Consider the following 17,080-nt stretch of genomic DNA (forward strand, 5'->3'; position numbering starts at 1 on the left):
TGCGTCGACCGGGGGCCGTTGACCCGTTGTCCGCCGATCAGGCGTTCACGCGCTCCTCTTCGGAGGTGTCAGTGCCCGCTTCGGCTTTTCCCGAATCGGCCTCCGACATGGCGATCGGCTTGCGCTTGCTGAACAGCACCGCACCGACGATGACGGCGACCGCGATGACCGCGATGCCGATCCGCAGGCCGGTGTTCGCGTCGTCGCCGACGCTGAACGTGATGACCGCCGGGGCGATCAGCAGCGCGACCAGGTTCATCACCTTGAGGAGCGGGTTGATGGCCGGGCCGGCGGTGTCCTTGAACGGGTCACCGACGGTGTCGCCGATGACGGTCGCGGCGTGCGCCTCGGAGCCCTTGCCGCCGTAGTGGCCGTCCTCGACCAGCTTCTTCGCGTTGTCCCAGGCGCCACCGGAGTTGGCCAGGAAGACCGCCATCAGGGTGCCCGCGCCGATCGCACCTGCCAGGTAGGAGGCCAGCGCGCCGGCGCCGAGGCCGAAGCCGACCGCGATCGGGGCCAGGATCGCCAGCAGACCCGGGGTGAGCAGCTCGCGTTGCGCGTCGCGGGTGCAGATGTCGACGACCTTGCCGTACTCGGGCCGCTGGGTGCCGTCCATGATGCCCGGGAACTCCCGGAACTGGCGACGGACCTCGACGACGACGGCGCCGGCGGACCGGGCCACCGCGTTGATCGCGAGACCGGAGAACAGGAACACGACCGCGGCGCCGACGATCAGGCCGACCAGGTTCCGCGGGTTGCTGATGTTCAGCAGGTTGAGGATGTAGTTGTCGACGTCCGAGATGCCGGCGTCGGTCAACGAGGTGGCAATCGAGCTCGTGTACGACCCGAACAGCGCGGTCGCGGCGAGGACGGCCGTAGCGATCGCGATGCCCTTGGTGATGGCCTTCGTGGTGTTGCCGACCGCGTCGAGCTCGGTCAGCGTCTTGGCGCCGGCCTCGTCGATGTCGCCGGACATCTCGGCGATGCCCTGCGCGTTGTCGGAGATCGGGCCGAACGTGTCCATCGCGACGATGACGCCGACGGTGGTCAGCAGGCCGATGCCGGCCAGCGCGACCGCGAACAGCGACAGGATCAGCGAACCGCCGCCGAGCAGGAACGCGCCGAACACGCCGGCGCCGATCAGCAGCGCGGAGTAGACGGCCGACTCGAGGCCGACGCTGATGCCGGCGAGCACGACGGTGGCGGCACCGGTCTGCGAGCTCTTGCCGATGTCCTGCACCGGACGCCGCTCGACCTCGGTGAAGTAGCCGGTCAGCGCCTGGATGGCGGCGGCCAGCACGATGCCGATGACGACCGCGCCGATGGCGACCCAGCGCGGGTCGCGGGTGATGCCGGCGACTTCCTCCGAAACACCGTCGAACTCGGCGAACGACGGCTTGAGGTAGAACCAGGAGACCACCGCGACCACGACCGCGGAGATCGCCGCCGAGATGTAGAAGGCCCGGTTGATCGCCTGCAGGCCGTTGCGGTCACTCGCACGGAGGCGGGTGATGAACACACCGATGATCGCGATGATCGCGCCGATGGCCGAGACGATCAGCGGGAAGACCAGGCCGTCCTGGCCGAACGCGGCCCGACCCAGGATCAGGGCGGCGACCAGGGTCACGGCGTACGACTCGAACAGGTCGGCCGCCATGCCGGCGCAGTCACCGACGTTGTCGCCCACGTTGTCGGCGATGGTCGCCGCGTTGCGCGGGTCGTCCTCGGGGATGCCCTGCTCGACCTTGCCGACCAGGTCGGCGCCGACGTCGGCGGCCTTCGTGAAGATGCCGCCGCCGACCCGCATGAACATCGCGAGCAGTGCGGCGCCGAAGCCGAAGCCCTCGAGCACGGTCGGCGCGTCGCCCTTGTAGAGCAGCACGACGACGGTCGCGCCGACGAGGCCAAGGCCGACGGTGAGGAAGCCGACCACGCCGCCGGTGCGGAACGCGATCTGCATCGCCTTCTCACGACCGCCGGTGGCCTCCCGAGCCGCGGCGGCGACCCGCAGGTTGGCGCGGGTGGCCAGAGCCATGCCGGCGCCGCCGATGAACGCGCTGAACACCGCACCGACGACGAAGAACGCCGAGCGGCCGAGCTTGACCATCGTCTCGTTGCCGTCCGCGCCGTGCACCGGCAGGACGAAGAGCAGAACGACCGCGATCACTACGAAGATCGCGAGCGTTCTGAACTGGCGGCGCAGGTAGGCCGAGGCGCCCTCTTGGACGGCGCCGGCGATCTCCTGCATGTTGGTGGTGCCCTGACCAGTCGCCAGAACCGTCCGCCGTAGTGCGGCCGCGAAGCCAAGCGCCACAAGGGCGATGACCAGAGCCACGATCACGTACGAGAAGTTCGCGCTGGAAAGGGACAGCCCGCCGCCCTCGGCGGCCAAGGTCCCGGACCCGGACATCTATGTCCTCCAATAACCGACCAACGCGTCCCGCCGGAGGACTAGCCCGGCGTGGGACGTCTCCAGGTGGAGAGCAATGACGCACCTGACCGGACGGATGGCGAGGTCAGGGCGCTAGCTGATAACCCGCGTACTCTAGCCGTACACCGTGGCGGTATTCACATCGGCGCGGGGTTGTCGCGCACAAAACGTGATCTCTGCTAGCGCGCGACGGGCCAAACCATGCGGACTTCGGTGCCGATGCCCTCGTCGACCGGACGCACCTGGAGATCTTCGACCAATCCCGCTAGCAGGGCGAATCCGACACCGACGGTCAGTGCCTCGTCGGTCAGGGACGTGTTGGCCAGCTCTTCCGGAGGCAGCACCGCGATGCCGAGACCCGCCTCGATCGGCGCGCGGTCGATGACCCGCACGATGTAGTTGCCGCCGTCGGACATCTCGACCTGCACCAGGTTGGGCAGTCCGTACTGGCGGTGCAGCGCGACCGCGCGGGTGCACGCCTCGCCGATCGCGATGCGCACCTCGTCGAGAAGCTCCTCCGGGACCCCGGCGCGCCGGGCCACCGCCACGCCGACCAGGCGTGCGGTCCGGACGTGCGCCGGAGCGGGTGAAAAGGCGAGACGAACTGTCGCCATCACGCGGCCGGACCGGCCTCGGTCGCCCCGTCGACGGTCGCGAACAGGGGGAAGACCTGGTCGAGGGCGGTGATGCGGAAAATCTTCAGCAACGGTTCCTTGTCGCAGACAAGGCTGAGGCCCCCACCCGCGGCGCGCAGCCGCTTGAGCGCGCCGACCAGCACACCCAGCCCGGTGGAGTCGAGAAAGTCGACCCGGCCGAGGTCGACGACGATCTGCGTGGCACCGGCGTCGATCAACTCGATCAGCCGCTCGCGCAGGCGCGGAGCCGTGTAGACGTCGACCTCGCCGCCGACCTCCAGCACGGTGTGCTCGCCCTGGGTCCGGGTCGAGAGCGACAGCTCCATCGAACGCCTCCCGCAGTCGTTGTTTGTCCCTGCGATCTAACCATCGACACGCGGTGTATGCAGCGACGACCTGACCCGCCGTCGACTGATCAGTACATCAGTGCGAGAGTGCAGGCATGACCACAGCGGTTGAAGGGCCGGCTGCCCTGCTCGCCGGCCTGCTCAGCCGACCTCCGGTCACCCATGTCGAAGAGGTCGCCGCCCGGGTCGGTGACCCCGTTCCGTGGCCGTCGTGGGTCCCTCCTTCGGTGGTTTCGGCGTACGCGTCACGCGGCGTGTCGGCGCCATGGCGGCACCAGGCTTCGGCGGCCTCCCTGGCGTTCGAGGGTCGCCACGTGGTCGTCGCGACCGGCACGGCGTCGGGCAAGTCGCTGGCGTACCAGTTGCCGGCGCTGTCGCGGTTGGTCCTGGACCCCCGGGCGACCGCGCTTTATCTGGCGCCGACCAAGGCGTTGGCCGCGGACCAGTTACGCTCCGTCGCCGGCCTTGCTGTCGATGGTGTACGCCCAGCGGCCTACGACGGGGACACGCCCCGCGCCGAACGGGAGTGGATCCGCCAACACTCGCGTTTCGTCCTGACAAATCCGGATATGTTGCACCGAAGCATCCTGCCGGGGCACGCCGCTTGGGGCACGTTCCTCCGCCGGTTGTCGTTCGTCGTCGTCGACGAGTGCCACACCTACCGCGGGGTGTTCGGGTCGCACGTCGCGCACGTGCTGCGGCGGTTGCGGCGGGCGGCGGCTCGCTACGGGCGTACCCCCGTGTTCGTTCTCGCGTCCGCGACGGCCGGCGACCCGGAGACGGCAGCCGCGCGACTGACCGGCCTGCGGGTCGAGGCCGTCACCGAGGACGCGTCCCCGCGCGGTGGTGTGACGTTCGCGCTGTGGGAGCCGCCGCTGGAGACGTCGGCCACGTCCGCGACCCCGGTGCGGCGGTCGGCGGTCCGCGAGACGGCGTCGCTGTTGACCGATGCGGTGACCGCGGGGGTACGCACGGTCGCGTTCGTCCGCTCACGGCGCGGCGCGGAGACGGTGGCCACCGTGGCGCGGCGGTCGCTGGAGGAGGTCTCCCCCGACCTGGCCGGCCGGGTGGCCGCCTATCGGGCCGGCTTCCTGCGCGAGGAACGGCGGTCGTTGGAGGAGGGTCTGCTCTCGGGCTCGCTGCTCGGCCTGGCGTCCACCAACGCGCTGGAGCTCGGCGTCGACCTGGTCGGCCTGGACGCGGTGCTGATCTGCGGCTATCCGGGCACGCGCGCGTCGCTGTGGCAGCAGGCGGGCCGCGCGGGCCGGGCCGGTGACGACGCGCTGGCGGTGCTGGTGGCCCGCGACGACCCGCTCGACACCTATCTCGTGCACCACCCGGAAGCCCTGTTCGGCCAGGCGGTCGAGGCGACGGTGCTGGACCCGTCGAACCCGTACGTCCTGGGTCCACAGCTCTGCTGCGCGGCCGCCGAGGGTCCGCTGACCCAGGCGGACCTCTCGCTGTTCGGCCCGGCCGCCGTGCCGGTGCTGGAGGAGCTGGTCGCTGCGGGCTTGCTGCGCCGGCGCCCGTCGGGTTGGTACTGGCGCCCCTACAAGCGCCCCGACGTGGACCTGCGGGGCAGCGGCGGCCAGCCCATCTGCATCGTCGAGTCGTCGACGGGCCGCCTGCTGGGCATGACGGACGCGTCGTCGTCGCACTTCATGCTTCACGAGGGCGCCGTGTACGTGCACCAGGGCGCGTCCTACGTGGTCGACTCCCTGGATTTCGAGGACGGCTGCGCGCTGGTGCATGCGGAGGAGCCGGACTACTCCACCCACGCCCGCGACGTGACCACGCTGTCGGTGGCCGGGGTCGGCTCGTCGGTGACCGCCGGCCCGGTGTCCATGCATCTGGGTGAGGTCGACGTGACCAGCCAGGTGGTGTCGTACCAGAGGCGGCGCCACGGCTCCGGCGAGGTCATCGACACGCGGCCCTTGGATCTGCCGGCCCGCGAGCTGCGTACGGTCGCGGTCTGGTTCACGGTGTCCCCGGAGGCGTTGTCGGAGGTGGCCGAGGCAGACATACCGGGGGCGCTGCACGCCGCCGAACACGCGGCCATCGGCCTGCTGCCACTGGTAGCCACGTGCGACCGCTGGGACATCGGTGGCATCTCGACGGCGAACCACCCGGACACGGGCCTACCCACGGTCTTCGTCTACGACGGCCACCCCGGCGGAGCAGGCTTCGCCGAACGAGCCTTCGCCGCGGCGTCGTCCTGGCTACAGGCAACCCGCGACGTGATCGCCGAATGCGCCTGCGAGGCTGGTTGCCCGTCGTGCGTTCAGTCTCCCAAGTGCGGGAACGGTAACAACCCCCTGGCAAAGCCCGAGGCCGTGAAGGTCCTGGACATAGTCCTCGCGAACCTGGCCGCGACCCACGCACCGGTCGACGCGGCGCCAGCCGCCATCGGAACGGCCGTGGGCACGCTGCCCGAGGGCGTCGTTGCCGGCGCGGTGACTGACGCAAGTCCGGACCGGGGAAAGGCCGCGGACGACCAAGTCGCTGCGACCGACGCCGGGCTGGTGGATGGCGCGCTCTCTGCGGCGGACGGCGACGGCACGACTGACGTGGCTCTTGCGGATGGCGCGGCTCCGGCCGCACCGGACAAATCGCGTGAGCGGGTAGCTCCACGGCGCAAGCGGGCGACGGCGAAGACCGCTTCGACGGGCGGAGCCGCTGCGGCAGAGACTTCGCGGGGGCAGGCGCAGCTCGCGCCCGCCGACGGCACGGCCGGAGCCGCCGAAGCCGAAGGTTCGGCCGCGCGAGCTTCGCGGAGGCGGGCGAAGCTCGCGCCCACCGACAAGGCGTCCGAAGTTGCTGCCGCGCGGGTTCCGCGAGCACGGGCGAAGCTCGCCGCGACGCCTGTCGCCGATGGACACGACACGGCACCGCCCGTCGCCAAGCGCCGCCGGACGGTTGGCGCGCACCCCGCTGTGCCCGCGAGCCGCACGGAGAGCTCAAGCATCGAGGAGCAGGGCGACGACGGGCTGGCGGCCCCGGCTCGCCCGGCGCTGGCGCAGGGGTCCGCCGAGGACGCCGCAGCCTGACCCCTTCCTGGGTTTCCGCTTGCGGTCGTCGGTGATGATGACCGCATGATGGGCGCGCCGATCGAAGCTTCCGCGCTGGAGCAGGCACTCCGCCCGTTCGGGCGGTCAACGATGCTGCCGGCGGCCGCGTACGTCGGTGAGCACGTGTTCGCCTGGGAACAGCGCCATCTGTTCGCCGGGTCGTGGGTGTCGCTCGGACGCACGGCAGCGCTCGCGGAGGGCGGCAACCAGCGCGCGACCACGGTCGGCGACGTCGGCGTGCTGCTCATCTTCGAAGCCGGCACACCCCGAGCGTTCGCCAACGTCTGCCGGCACCGCGGGCACGAGCTACTGGCCGAAGGCGAGGCCGCGGACCGACCAACGGTGCTGTGCCCGTACCACGGCTGGTCCTACAGCCTCGACGGCCACCTGCGAACCGCGCCGCGAATGGGCCCAGACTTCACCGGCACCGCCTACGGCCTGGTCGAGCTGCCAACCGTCGACTGGCACGGCTGGCTGTTCGTCAACGCCACGGGCACCGCGCGGCCGTTCAGTGCGCACATCGGCACGCTGGCCGCGCACGTCGAGCCGTACCGACCGGAATCGCTGGTCCCTAAGGCCCGACACGACTACGAGGTGGCGGCCAACTGGAAGGTCATCGCGGAGAACTACCACGAGTGCTACCACTGCCCACTGATCCACCCCGAACTGTGCGCGGTATCGCCGCCGAACTCCGGCAACAACTGGCGCGACCCGGGCGCCGCCTGGGTCGGCGGCTCGATGGACCTACGCGACCACGCGGAAACCATGTCGCTGGACGGCCGTTCACACGGTGTCCGGTTGCCGGACGTCGACCAGCGCCTGGTCCGCTACCTCGGCCTGTTCCCGAACATGCTCATCTCGCTGCATCCGGACTACGTGATGACCCACCTCCTCCAACCGCTGTCACCGAGCCGCACCCGCGTCACCTGCGAGTGGCTGTTCCTGGACGAGGTCACCGACCCCTCCTACGCCGTAGATTTCTGGGACCTCACGAACCGCCAAGACTGGGCAGCGTGCGAGTCCGTTCAACGTGGTGTCTCGTCACCTCACTTCGTGCCGGGGCCGTTGGCGCCCAACGAGAACGCCGTCTACGACTGGGTCACCCTGATCGCCCGCGCCTACCGCGACCCAGCGACCACGCTCTAGACCGCCCGAGACGGCCACCACCACCGCGACGCGGCTCCCTGACAAGGTCCGAAGGCGCAACGCACAACCACTAGCCGACGCGGCGATCGGCCTGGCGCGGCGAGAACTCGCCTGCGTCGCGCGTTCGCGAAGCAGGGTCCGTCCACGCGCAGGCCAGCTCATCACGGCGCCCACCCGACCGGGCCGGCCCTTGCGCGAGCCGTCGCGACCCGCGCCGATCCCCTTGGCGGTAGGCGGACTTCAACCGCGACCGTCACCACCACGTCCAAGCCCTGCACCACGCAGCCGCTCATCCGCCCGCCGTTGGCCGAGACGATCTCGGCCGCCCGTGCGCAGGCGGCGTCGCGCCCTTCCAGCGTGCGTGCGGCACCGGCGAGAGCACCGAGGTCGGCGGCGGTTTGTGCCTGGTGGCGGCCGATCGCCGCCACACCAACCGCCGCGCAGGCCAGGCCCAGCAGCACAAACCCCAGCCCGACCCCAAGCACCCAAATGGTCGCCGCACCCCGATCGCGATGTGCCAGAACCGACCGCCAACGCACGACGACACCATCGCGAAGCACCGCCTCACGTGGCCGATCTGTCGCACTACAACCGACCGCGGTCACCATGGGAGGTCCGCATCGTCGGGCTCGCGCGAGGCAGTGGCCGTGGCCGAGACCTCGATCGGCGGTAGGCGGGTGCCGACGACGCGAGCCGGAGCTCGGACCGTGGCGGTCACGATGTCGCCGTTCACCGACACCGTGATAGTGGCGCCGTCCGGGGCCGTTCGGGTCGCTGACAGGCCTCCTTCCTGGCCTCGGGCGGCGGCGAGGGCCACGTCGCGGGCGGCGTCCGCGCATTGGAGTTTGGTTTGGGTGACCGCGACCGCGGCGACTCCGACGAAGAGCAGCAACGCCAACGCCGGTGTGGCGGCTGCCAGCTCTGCCGTTGTCGAACCGCGGTCGCGGCCACGGCCCGTCCAGCCTGGCCGCGAGCGGTCGCGTCGGCCCCGGAGGACTCCCGGCGGCGTCGGAGGTTCGCCGTCTGGGAGTCGACGCGCCGTTGCGGGTTGCGTGAGACGGGCCATGGTCATCAGCCGAGCGCTCGGCTGATGACCGCGGAAAGCGCCGCGATCACTTTGTCGGAGGTGACGACCTTCAGCAGCCCGGCGGCGAACGCGACGGCCGCCAGGGTGCCCACCGCGTACTCCGCCGTGGTCATCCCGTCGTCGGCGCGCAGCCGGGCGAGGAGCATGCGCATGTTTGTGACTCCTTTCGGTCGGTCAGAGGACGTCGCCGAGGATGGCGACGATCACCGGTACTAGACCGGCGAGGATGAAGGCCGGCAGGAAACAGAAGCCGAGCGGCAGCACGATGAGTACGCCCGCGCGGCGCGCAGCGGCCTCCATCGCCACCGCTCGGTCGGCGCGGAGGTCGTCGGCCAGCCGGGTCAGCGCACCGGCCAGCGCCGCACCGCTCGCGGCAGAGCGGACCGCCGCTGCGGCGATCCGGTCACCGCCCGGCATTCCGGCAAGGTGCGACCACGCCTCGACGGGCTCCGCGCCCAACCGCAGCGAGCGGCCCACAGTGGTCAGGCGCTCCTTCAGCGGACCGCCCAGCGCTTCGGCCACCCCGAGCACCGCGACGTCGACCGGCGCGCCCGCTCGCAGTGCGGCGGCGAGCAGGTCGGCGCAGATGGGCGCGTCGGCCTCTTCACGCAGTCGCCGTTGCTTGGCCGCAGCGGGTTCCAGCTGCCCGATGACCCGGTGTGCGACGACCGCCGCCGGAGCGGCAAGCGCCAGCCCCCACCATCCGTCGACGATCACGGCGGTGGCGGCCGCCGTCGCCAATGCGCCGACCTTCGCCGACGATGGACGACGCCGCGGCCGAGGCGAGGCACCACCATCGAGACGCGCCAGCCGACGGCGCGCGGTCGTTCGGCGCAGCAGCAAAGGGGTCATGACAGCCTCGGCTGCAGGCGTTGCGACCAGGCCAGCCCGAGGATCTGCAACCCGACCGCACCGAGCGCGCACAGCGCACCAAGCGGCGTGTGCAACAGCACCGCCAACGGGTCCGACCCGATCGCGTAGCCCAACATCAAACCGCCCAAGGGCAACGCGGCCAGCAGCACCGCGGTGGCCTGTGCGCCGGCCGCCTGCGCGGCTGCCGCGGCCCGGGCACGATCGCCGGCCCGCGCGTCGGCCTCGATGCGGTCGACCAGGTCCGCCAACGGTGCACCGGTGTGGGAAGCCAGCGTCACCGCCGACCGAGCCAGCGTGATCAGACCGTCATCCCCGGGCGATTCCTCGGCGAAAGCCGAGTTGGCCGGGAGACCGGCGCGCAGGTCGGCGGCCAGACCGGTCAACCGATCCAGCGACGCGGACCTGGCTGCCCGCCCAGCCGCAGCTACCCGACGCCGCCGCACGAACAGCACGGCTACGGCACCGTAGGCGCCCAAGGCGACAGCGGCCACCACACCGCCGAGCACGTATCCCACAACCGCGGGGACGCCGATGCCCAGCGGAAAGGCCAGAGCGGAAGACCCGACCGGCAGCCGGAACGACCGACGCGCCACGCCAACCCGAGGAGCGGGCGGCGACAGCACCAGCCGTTGCCGTCGCCGCAAGCGCCGAGAGGACATCACCGCGCACCCGGCCACAACAGATCCGGAACCCGAACACCACGCGCCGCCAGCAACGAGCCCAGCTCGCCCGCCGCCACACCGACGCCAGTCGACCGTTCCCAGGCCGGCCGTACCGTCACGAACCGGTCCGGACCTTCCGTCCCGACCAACCCGACCGTGTCCAGGACGCGGCCGGAGTCGGTCCGCCGCATCTGCAGCACCACCTGCAGGGCCGCCGCCGCCTGGGCGTGCAACGCCACCCTGGGCAGGCCGCCCAGCAGGCCGAGCGCCTCCAACCTCGCAGGTACGTCGGAGATCGCGTTGGCGTGCAACGTGCCCGCGCCACCCTCGTGCCCGGTGTTCAGCGCCCGCAACAGGTCGACGATCTCAGCACCCCGGCATTCGCCGACGATCAGGCGATCCGGTCGCATCCGCAGCGCCTCCCGGACGAGGTCGGTCATCTCGACCCGGCCCGCACCCTCCACGTTGGAGCGCTTGCACTGCAGCCCGACCACGTGCGGGTGGGCCGGCCGCAGCTCGGCCGCGTCTTCGACCAGCACGATCCGCTCGTCGCGAGGCACGAGCTCGATCAGCGTGTTGAGCAACGTGGTCTTGCCTGAGCCGGCGCCACCGATCACCAGGTACGCCAGGCGAGCGGCGACGACCGCGGCCAGCAGGTCGGCGACCGGCGCCGGCACGGTGTCTCGGGCGACGAGATCAGCCAGCGTGTACGGCCGGCCGCGGAAGGTGCGCAACGAAAGATAGGGGCCGCTCGTGGCCACCGGTGGAAGCACGGCGTGCAATCGGGTGCCGTCGGGCAGGATCGCGTCGGCGTAGGGCGACCCGTCGTCGAGCCGCCGACCGGCACCGGCGACGAGCCGTTGAGCCAGACCGCGGACCCACTCGACCGACGAAAGACCGACCCGCTCACGGTGAAGCCCGTTGCCCCGGTCGGCCCACACCTCGACGCCGTTGACCAGCACATCGGTGACCGACGGATCAGCCAACAAGGGAGCCAGCGGCCCCGCACCGACGAGCTCGTCGTGCACCCGGGCGGCAAGCCGCAACACGTCGCGGTCGCCGAGCACCGGGCCACCGGTGTCGCGCACCGCGGCGACAACCGCGGCCGGGCTGACCTCGTCGCGACTCGCGGCGAACCGCCGACGCACCCGACCGGCCAGGTCATCGGGCACTGACCCACCGAACGGCGCCCGTTCGACCGGCAAGGCCGCAGCCGAGCCGACCTCCTGACCACCCGCACCGAACCGCTGGCGCACCCGACCAGCAGACGCAGCCGGACGGCCGAAGGGCGGCGGGTTGGCCGGCAACGCGGTCATGCCGCCGCCTCCGAAGACGCTTCGAAGACCTCTGCAAGAACCACCCGGCACAGGTCCGCGAGTGGCCCTCGGCCGCCCACGGCCGGCGCTTCTCCGTGCTCGAGCCCGCGGGCCAACCCCGGCTCCGGCGCCAGCAGCACCCCGGTCAGCGGGAAACCCACCGACCGCGCCACCTCCTGTGCCGACAGGCGCCCCGGTGCCGGGCCGCGGACCACCACGGACACCGACGAGCAATGCAGCGCGGCCGTCTTGGCGACCTGCGTGGCCGCCGCCGTCGCTCGCAGCTCGGCCGGCACCACCAGCAGCGTGTGATCGGCGCCTTGCAGGGCCGCGACCGCCGCGTCGTCGAGCCGCCGGGGCAGGTCGACCACCACCACGTCGCGTGCCCGGCGACCCGCGTCGAGCACCGCTGTCATCGCGGGCACGGGCAGCGGCAGCGGCTCACCTCGATCGAACGAGACGATCACCAGGTCGCCGCGTTGCGGCAACGAACGCACCAACGCCAGCGGATCAAGCCGGCCGTCGGTGTCGGCCAGCCCCGGCCAGCGCAGCCCGTCAAGGCTCTCCCAGCCGAGGATAAGGTCGAGGCCGCCACCGAGCGGGTCCGCGTCGACCAGCAGCGTGCGGCGGCCGTCTCGCGCGGCGACCACCGCCAACGCCCCGGCCAGCACGCTCGCCCCGGCGCCGCCGCGCCCGCCGACCACGGCGACCACCCGGCCGGCACCGTCGGCGGCAAGCTCGCCGAGGCGCCGCAGCAGCCACTCCTCGGCTTCCGGCAACCGCACGACATATTCCGCGCCTAGTGACTCGGCGAGCTCCCACGCCGGCTCGGGACCGGCCAGCACCAGCCGTTGGCGGCGTGGCAGTCGCGCCCGCAGGCAGGACGCGGCCTGGTCGGCGCCGACCACCACGAGCGGCGCCCTGGACCAGCGTGGTCGGGCCGCGGCGGGGTCGGACGCGACGTCGACCTCGGTGCCGGCGGCGGCCGCGATCCGCAGCAGCTCGTCGAGCAGATCGGCATCGGCCGTCACGACCAGTGGCAGCCGAGTAGCAGGCATCGGGGGCCTCCAACAAGAAGATCGGAGCGGGAAAGGACCCGCCCACCTTCTGATGCGGAGACATGGCTGTTCCAGGCCAATGCCAACCGCTGTGGATAACCCAGAACCTGTGGACAACCAGCCACGGAGAACCACGATGTGATACGCCGAGGACACAGAGGACGGACGAAAAAACGACGACCCCCGTCGGGGGGAGACGGGGGTCGCCTGAGGTTCGGCTCCGGGGGGGTCGAGCCGAACCCACTCAGCGGTTACGGGGGGTGCAACCGCCGAGGGTCGGAAACACGACTGGAAATCGTGTCTCAACTAGCATGCCTGATATGCGCGGTGCGCGTCGAGTGGCGTTTGCCCCAACTCGCACGACACGCCGATGGAGATCCGTGACATCCGTCGCCGCGTCCTGGGGGCGGTACCAAGTTGTACCAGGCTATGCGGTAGATGTCGCACCCCGGTAGGGGCAGCAGGTTTCGCGCCGCACATTAGACTTTCGATCGTGGGCCGGAGCGCCGCGTTTTTCGATCTCGACAAGACCGTCATCGCCAAGTCAAGCGCCTTGGCCTTTGGGCGGCCGTTCTATCGTGATGGCCTCATCACGCGCCGTGACGTCGTGAAATCGGCGTACGCGCAACTGATGTTCCGTCTCGGCGGCACAGACGACCAGTCGATGGCGCGGATTCGTGACTATCTGGCTACCCTCTGCAAGGGCTGGCCGGTCGACCAGGTTGGCCAGATCGTCACCGAGACGCTGCACGAGCTGATCAACCCGTATATCTACGCCGAAGCCGCGACCTTGATCGACGAGCACCAGTCGGCCGGCCGCGACGTGGTGCTGGTCTCCGCCTCCGGCGAGGAGATCGTCAAGCCGATCGGCGCGCTGCTCGGCATCACCGACGTGATCGCGACCCGGATGGGCGTGACCGACGGCCGCTACAACGGCGAGGTCGAGTTCTACGCCGCGGGCTCCGCCAAGGTCGACGCCGTCACCGCGCTGGCCAAGGAGCGCGGCTACGACCTGGCCGACTGCTACGCCTACTCCGACTCGACCTCCGACATCCCACTGCTCGAGTGCGTCGGCCACCCGAGCGCCGTCAACCCGCCCCGCGCGCTGCGCCGCCTCGCCGCCGAGAACAACTGGCCGGTGCTGGAGTTCCGGCACCCCATCCCGATCGGCCGCCGGCTGCGCGAACGCCCGGCCGTCCCGGTCGCCGCCGCGGCGATCGGCGTCGGAGTCGGTGTCGCGATCGGCATCGCCTGGTACGGCCGCCACCGCCGCACCCGCACCGCACCCAGCACCGCGTAATCACAACGGGGACAGAGGGTTCCGATCAAGCGGTCATCGGCGTAGAAAAGGGGATGCGGACCCCAACCAACGACGGGCTCCGTGCACGGCCACCGGGCACCCACGCGCGACCAGCCGCGGCAGGCACGTCCCGGCGGATCGCAAGCAAGCGACCGCCGACGACGACTAAAGGTGCACGCTTGGTAACCCGGCCGGACGTGAGTGACGGCGCCTCAGCCCTGAGGCGCCGTCCACGTCTGTTCGGCCACCTCTTCCAGCGACGCCGCTCCCAGCGAGACCGCCGAAGCGCAATGCCGCAGCCACGACCGCACCCCGTCCGGCGTGCCGGTCGCGAACGCACCCGCCGCGCCGACATACTCCGGCTCCCGGGCCAGATGCCCCACCTCGGGTGCGATCAGCCCACGCGGGTCGAAGCCTGACGACATCAGCGTCAACCGGGCCGCGGCCCGCGCCACCACACCAGGGACGCCGGCGAAGGGCCGCAGAGCCAACAGCTCACCGTGTACGACGGCCGCCAGCACCAGTGGCGGCGCCGCCGTGCCGCCGGCCACCAGCGACGCCAGGGCGTCCAGCCGCGGCCCGGCGGCCGGGTCGAGAGGATGACCAAGCGAGGAGGTGGGCACCGACCCCCGCGCCGCCAGCACGTGCAGCCGCGCGAGCACCTGTCGCGGCGCCTTCGACCAGGTGTCGACCAGCGACGGGAGCGCTGCTGCGACCCGCAGGCAGCCTTGCACCACGGTGTCGGTCACCACGCCGGAGCGAACCAGCTCACGATCATGCGCGTACCCCTCCAAAGCCGCCGAAGCGACCGCGGACCGCAAGCTGACCTCGGCGGCGACCACCCCACCCTGCCGGCGCAAGGCCCGATGTCGCATCGCGGCATCGGCGGCGGCGCGGGCCTCCCCGACGGCATCCCGCACGTCGGCGAGGGCCAGCAGTGGCGCGAGCGGATCAGCGAGAGCGGTCACGACGCAACGCTAGCGGAGCGTACGAAGGCTGCGCGAAAGCGCGCGGTAGTGGCAAGATTCGAACACGTACGGACGTCGCCGTCTCCAACCGGCGCGCGGGCGGGTCCACTCGGCGCGCACACCGCCCCACCGACCCCTCCCAGCCCAGGCGGCCCGGACACTAGATTCCTCCACAGACCCCAACCCCTGCGCAGGGAGCGTGACGATGAGCGAGACCTTGGCGAACTTGCTTCAGGAGAACCGACGTTTCGAGCCACCGGCCGCGCTCGCCGATGCAGCCAACGTCAAGGCCGACGCCTACGCGGAGGCGGACGCCGACCGGTTGGCGTTCTGGGCGAAGCAGGCGCAGCGGCTCGACTGGGCCAAGGAGTGGGACCAGGTGCTCGACTGGTCCAACCCGCCGTTCGCGAAGTGGTTCGTCGGCGGCGAGCTCAACGTGGCCTACAACTGTCTCGACCGCCACGTCGCGGCCGGCAGGGGTGACAAGGTCGCCATCCACTGGGAGGGCGAGCCGGGCGACACCCGCACCCTGACCTACGCCGACCTGTACGCGCTGACCTGCCAGGCGGCCAACGCGCTGACCGAGCTCGGCGTGCGCGCCGGCGACCGGGTCGCGATCTACCTGCCGATGATCCCCGAGGCGGCGGTGGCCATGCTGGCCTGCGCCCGGATCGGTGCGACGCACAGCGTGGTGTTCGGCGGGTTCTCGGCTGACGCGCTGTCCGGCCGGATCCAGGACGCGAGCGCCAAGGTCGTGATCACCGCGGACGGTGGCTACCGCCGCGGCAAGCCGTCCGGGCTCAAGGCGATCGTCGACGAGGCGGTCGCGCAGTGCCCGACGATCGAGCACGTGCTGGTCGTCCGCCGCACCGGGCAGGAGGTGACCTGGGGCGAGCGGGACCTGTGGTGGCACGAGACCGTCGAGACGGCGAGCAACGAGCACGAGGCACAGCCGTTCGACGCCGAGCACCCGCTGTTCATCCTCTACACCAGCGGCACGACGGCCAAGCCCAAGGGCATCCTGCACACCACCGGCGGTTACCTGACGCAGGCCTCGTACACGCAGCACGCGGTCTTCGACCTCAAGCCGGAGACCGACGTCTACTGGTGCACGGCCGACATCGGCTGGGTGACCGGCCACTCCTATATCGTCTACGGGCCGCTCTCCAACGGCGCGACCCAGGTGATGTACGAGGGCACGCCGGACACCCCCCACAAAGGACGGTTCTGGGACATCGTCGACAAGTACGGCGTGACGATCCTCTACACCGCGCCGACGTTGATCCGCACGATGATGAAATGGGGCGACGAGTTCCCGGCCACGGCCAACCTGTCGTCGTTGCGGGTGCTCGGCTCCGTCGGTGAGCCGATCAACCCCGAGGCCTGGATGTGGTACCGGAAGAACATCGGCCACGACAACACGCCGGTCGTCGACACCTGGTGGCAGACCGAGACCGGCGCCATCATGATCTCGCCGCTGCCCGGTGTCACCGCGACGAAGCCGGGCAGTGCGATGCGGCCGTTGCCGGGCATCAGCGCCGACGTGGTCGACGACGAGGGCAACAGCGTGCCGAACGGTGGCGGCGGCTTCCTGGTGCTGCGCGAGCCGTGGCCGTCGATGCTGCGCACGATCTGGGGCGACGACCAGCGCTTCGTCGACACCTACTGGAGCCGCTTCCAGGGCATGTACTTCGCCGGCGACGGCGCCAAGAAGGACGACGACGGCGACCTGTGGCTGCTCGGCCGGGTCGACGACGTGATGCTGGTGTCGGGACACAACATCTCGACCACCGAGGTCGAGTCGGCGCTGGTGTCGCACCCGTCGGTGGCCGAGGCCGCGGTGGTCGGCGCGACCGACCCGACGACCGGCCAGGCGATCGTCGCGTTCACCATCCCGCGCGGATCGGTCGACAGCTCGGGTGACGCGGGTGAGGCGCTGATCAAGGAGCTTCGCGACCACGTGGCCAAGACGCTCGGCCCGATCGCCAAGCCCCGACAGATCATGCTGGTGGCCGAGTTGCCGAAGACCCGATCCGGGAAGATCATGCGCCGGCTGCTGCGTGACGTGGCCGAACATCGGTCGCTCGGCGATGTGACCACTTTGCAGGATTCGACAGTTATGGATCTCATCTCGGATGGCATGAAGTCGGCCAAATCCGACGACGAGTAAATACCGGTCCAACAAGTTG

Annotated in this window: 14 protein-coding genes and 1 pseudogene; 4 read left to right on the plus strand and 11 right to left on the minus strand. The window is 70.9% G+C overall.

What is annotated here, in order from left to right; all coding sequences use genetic code 11:
• Positions 1-37: 37 nt before the first annotated feature.
• The 3 genes from AB0J88_RS14460 to AB0J88_RS14470 form a co-directional block, all read right to left on the minus strand.
• The gene (locus tag AB0J88_RS14460) at positions 38-2,410 is read right to left on the minus strand and encodes a sodium-translocating pyrophosphatase (protein ID WP_364344898.1); all 2,373 of its coding nucleotides are present in this window, start codon (positions 2,408-2,410) and stop codon (positions 38-40) included.
• 200 nt (positions 2,411-2,610) lie between these two features.
• Complete coding sequence (locus tag AB0J88_RS14465; protein WP_364344895.1) at positions 2,611-3,048, minus strand: ATP-binding protein; 438 nt, start codon at positions 3,046-3,048, stop codon at positions 2,611-2,613.
• Positions 3,045-3,392, minus strand: a complete 348-nt coding sequence (locus AB0J88_RS14470; protein WP_364344892.1) for an STAS domain-containing protein — start codon at positions 3,390-3,392, stop codon at positions 3,045-3,047. The genes AB0J88_RS14465 and AB0J88_RS14470 overlap by 4 nt, the downstream gene beginning before the upstream one ends.
• Positions 3,393-3,565: 173 nt before the next feature.
• Here AB0J88_RS14470 and AB0J88_RS14475 point away from each other — a divergent pair.
• Positions 3,566-5,785: pseudogene (locus tag AB0J88_RS14475) on the plus strand (DEAD/DEAH box helicase); the annotation flags it as partial.
• Between the two features lie 720 nt (positions 5,786-6,505).
• A complete protein-coding gene (locus AB0J88_RS14480) occupies positions 6,506-7,627 on the plus strand; it encodes an aromatic ring-hydroxylating dioxygenase subunit alpha (protein WP_364344889.1) in 1,122 nt (373 codons plus the stop codon).
• A gap of 161 nt (positions 7,628-7,788) precedes the next feature.
• Here AB0J88_RS14480 and AB0J88_RS14485 read toward each other — a convergent pair whose 3' ends face one another.
• From AB0J88_RS14485 to ssd, 7 genes are all read right to left on the minus strand, one after another.
• Entirely contained in the window at positions 7,789-8,235 is a 447-nt protein-coding gene (locus AB0J88_RS14485) for an Rv3654c family TadE-like protein (RefSeq protein ID WP_364344886.1), read from the minus strand.
• Positions 8,229-8,546 carry a TadE family type IV pilus minor pilin gene (locus AB0J88_RS14490; protein WP_364346086.1) on the minus strand — a complete coding sequence of 106 codons (318 nt, stop codon included), beginning with the start codon at positions 8,544-8,546 and terminating at the stop codon, positions 8,229-8,231. The genes AB0J88_RS14485 and AB0J88_RS14490 overlap by 7 nt, the downstream gene beginning before the upstream one ends.
• Before the next feature lie 152 nt (positions 8,547-8,698).
• On the minus strand, positions 8,699-8,866 hold the full coding sequence (locus AB0J88_RS14495; protein WP_364344883.1) for a DUF4244 domain-containing protein: 168 nt from the start codon (positions 8,864-8,866) through the stop codon (positions 8,699-8,701).
• Between the two features lie 22 nt (positions 8,867-8,888).
• Complete coding sequence (locus tag AB0J88_RS14500; protein WP_364344880.1) at positions 8,889-9,566, minus strand: type II secretion system F family protein; 678 nt, start codon at positions 9,564-9,566, stop codon at positions 8,889-8,891.
• On the minus strand, positions 9,563-10,246 hold the full coding sequence (locus AB0J88_RS14505; RefSeq protein ID WP_364344877.1) for a hypothetical protein: 684 nt from the start codon (positions 10,244-10,246) through the stop codon (positions 9,563-9,565). Before AB0J88_RS14505 ends, AB0J88_RS14500 begins: the two co-directional genes overlap by 4 nt.
• Positions 10,246-11,565 (minus strand): TadA family conjugal transfer-associated ATPase, encoded by a 1,320-nt coding sequence (locus AB0J88_RS14510; RefSeq protein WP_364344874.1) that lies wholly within the window; start codon positions 11,563-11,565, stop codon positions 10,246-10,248. Before AB0J88_RS14510 ends, AB0J88_RS14505 begins: the two co-directional genes overlap by 1 nt.
• Positions 11,562-12,596: a septum site-determining protein Ssd gene (gene ssd, locus AB0J88_RS14515; RefSeq protein ID WP_364346084.1), complete on the minus strand. Its 1,035-nt coding sequence runs from the start codon at positions 12,594-12,596 to the stop codon at positions 11,562-11,564. The genes AB0J88_RS14510 and ssd overlap by 4 nt, the downstream gene beginning before the upstream one ends.
• A gap of 520 nt (positions 12,597-13,116) precedes the next feature.
• Here ssd and AB0J88_RS14520 point away from each other — a divergent pair.
• Entirely contained in the window at positions 13,117-13,923 is an 807-nt protein-coding gene (locus tag AB0J88_RS14520; protein WP_364346082.1) for an HAD-IB family hydrolase, read from the plus strand.
• Between the two features lie 212 nt (positions 13,924-14,135).
• On the opposite strand, the gene AB0J88_RS14525 is transcribed toward AB0J88_RS14520, so the two are convergent.
• The gene (locus AB0J88_RS14525; protein WP_364344871.1) at positions 14,136-14,891 is read right to left on the minus strand and encodes an oxidoreductase; all 756 of its coding nucleotides are present in this window, start codon (positions 14,889-14,891) and stop codon (positions 14,136-14,138) included.
• A gap of 205 nt (positions 14,892-15,096) precedes the next feature.
• On the opposite strand from AB0J88_RS14525, the gene acs reads away from it, so the two are divergent.
• Positions 15,097-17,061: an acetate--CoA ligase gene (gene acs, locus AB0J88_RS14530; protein WP_364344868.1), complete on the plus strand. Its 1,965-nt coding sequence runs from the start codon at positions 15,097-15,099 to the stop codon at positions 17,059-17,061.
• The last annotated feature ends 19 nt before the right edge of the window (positions 17,062-17,080 follow it).

Source organism: Asanoa sp. NPDC049475, assembly GCF_040676915.1.
GTDB lineage: Bacteria > Actinomycetota > Actinomycetes > Mycobacteriales > Micromonosporaceae > Asanoa.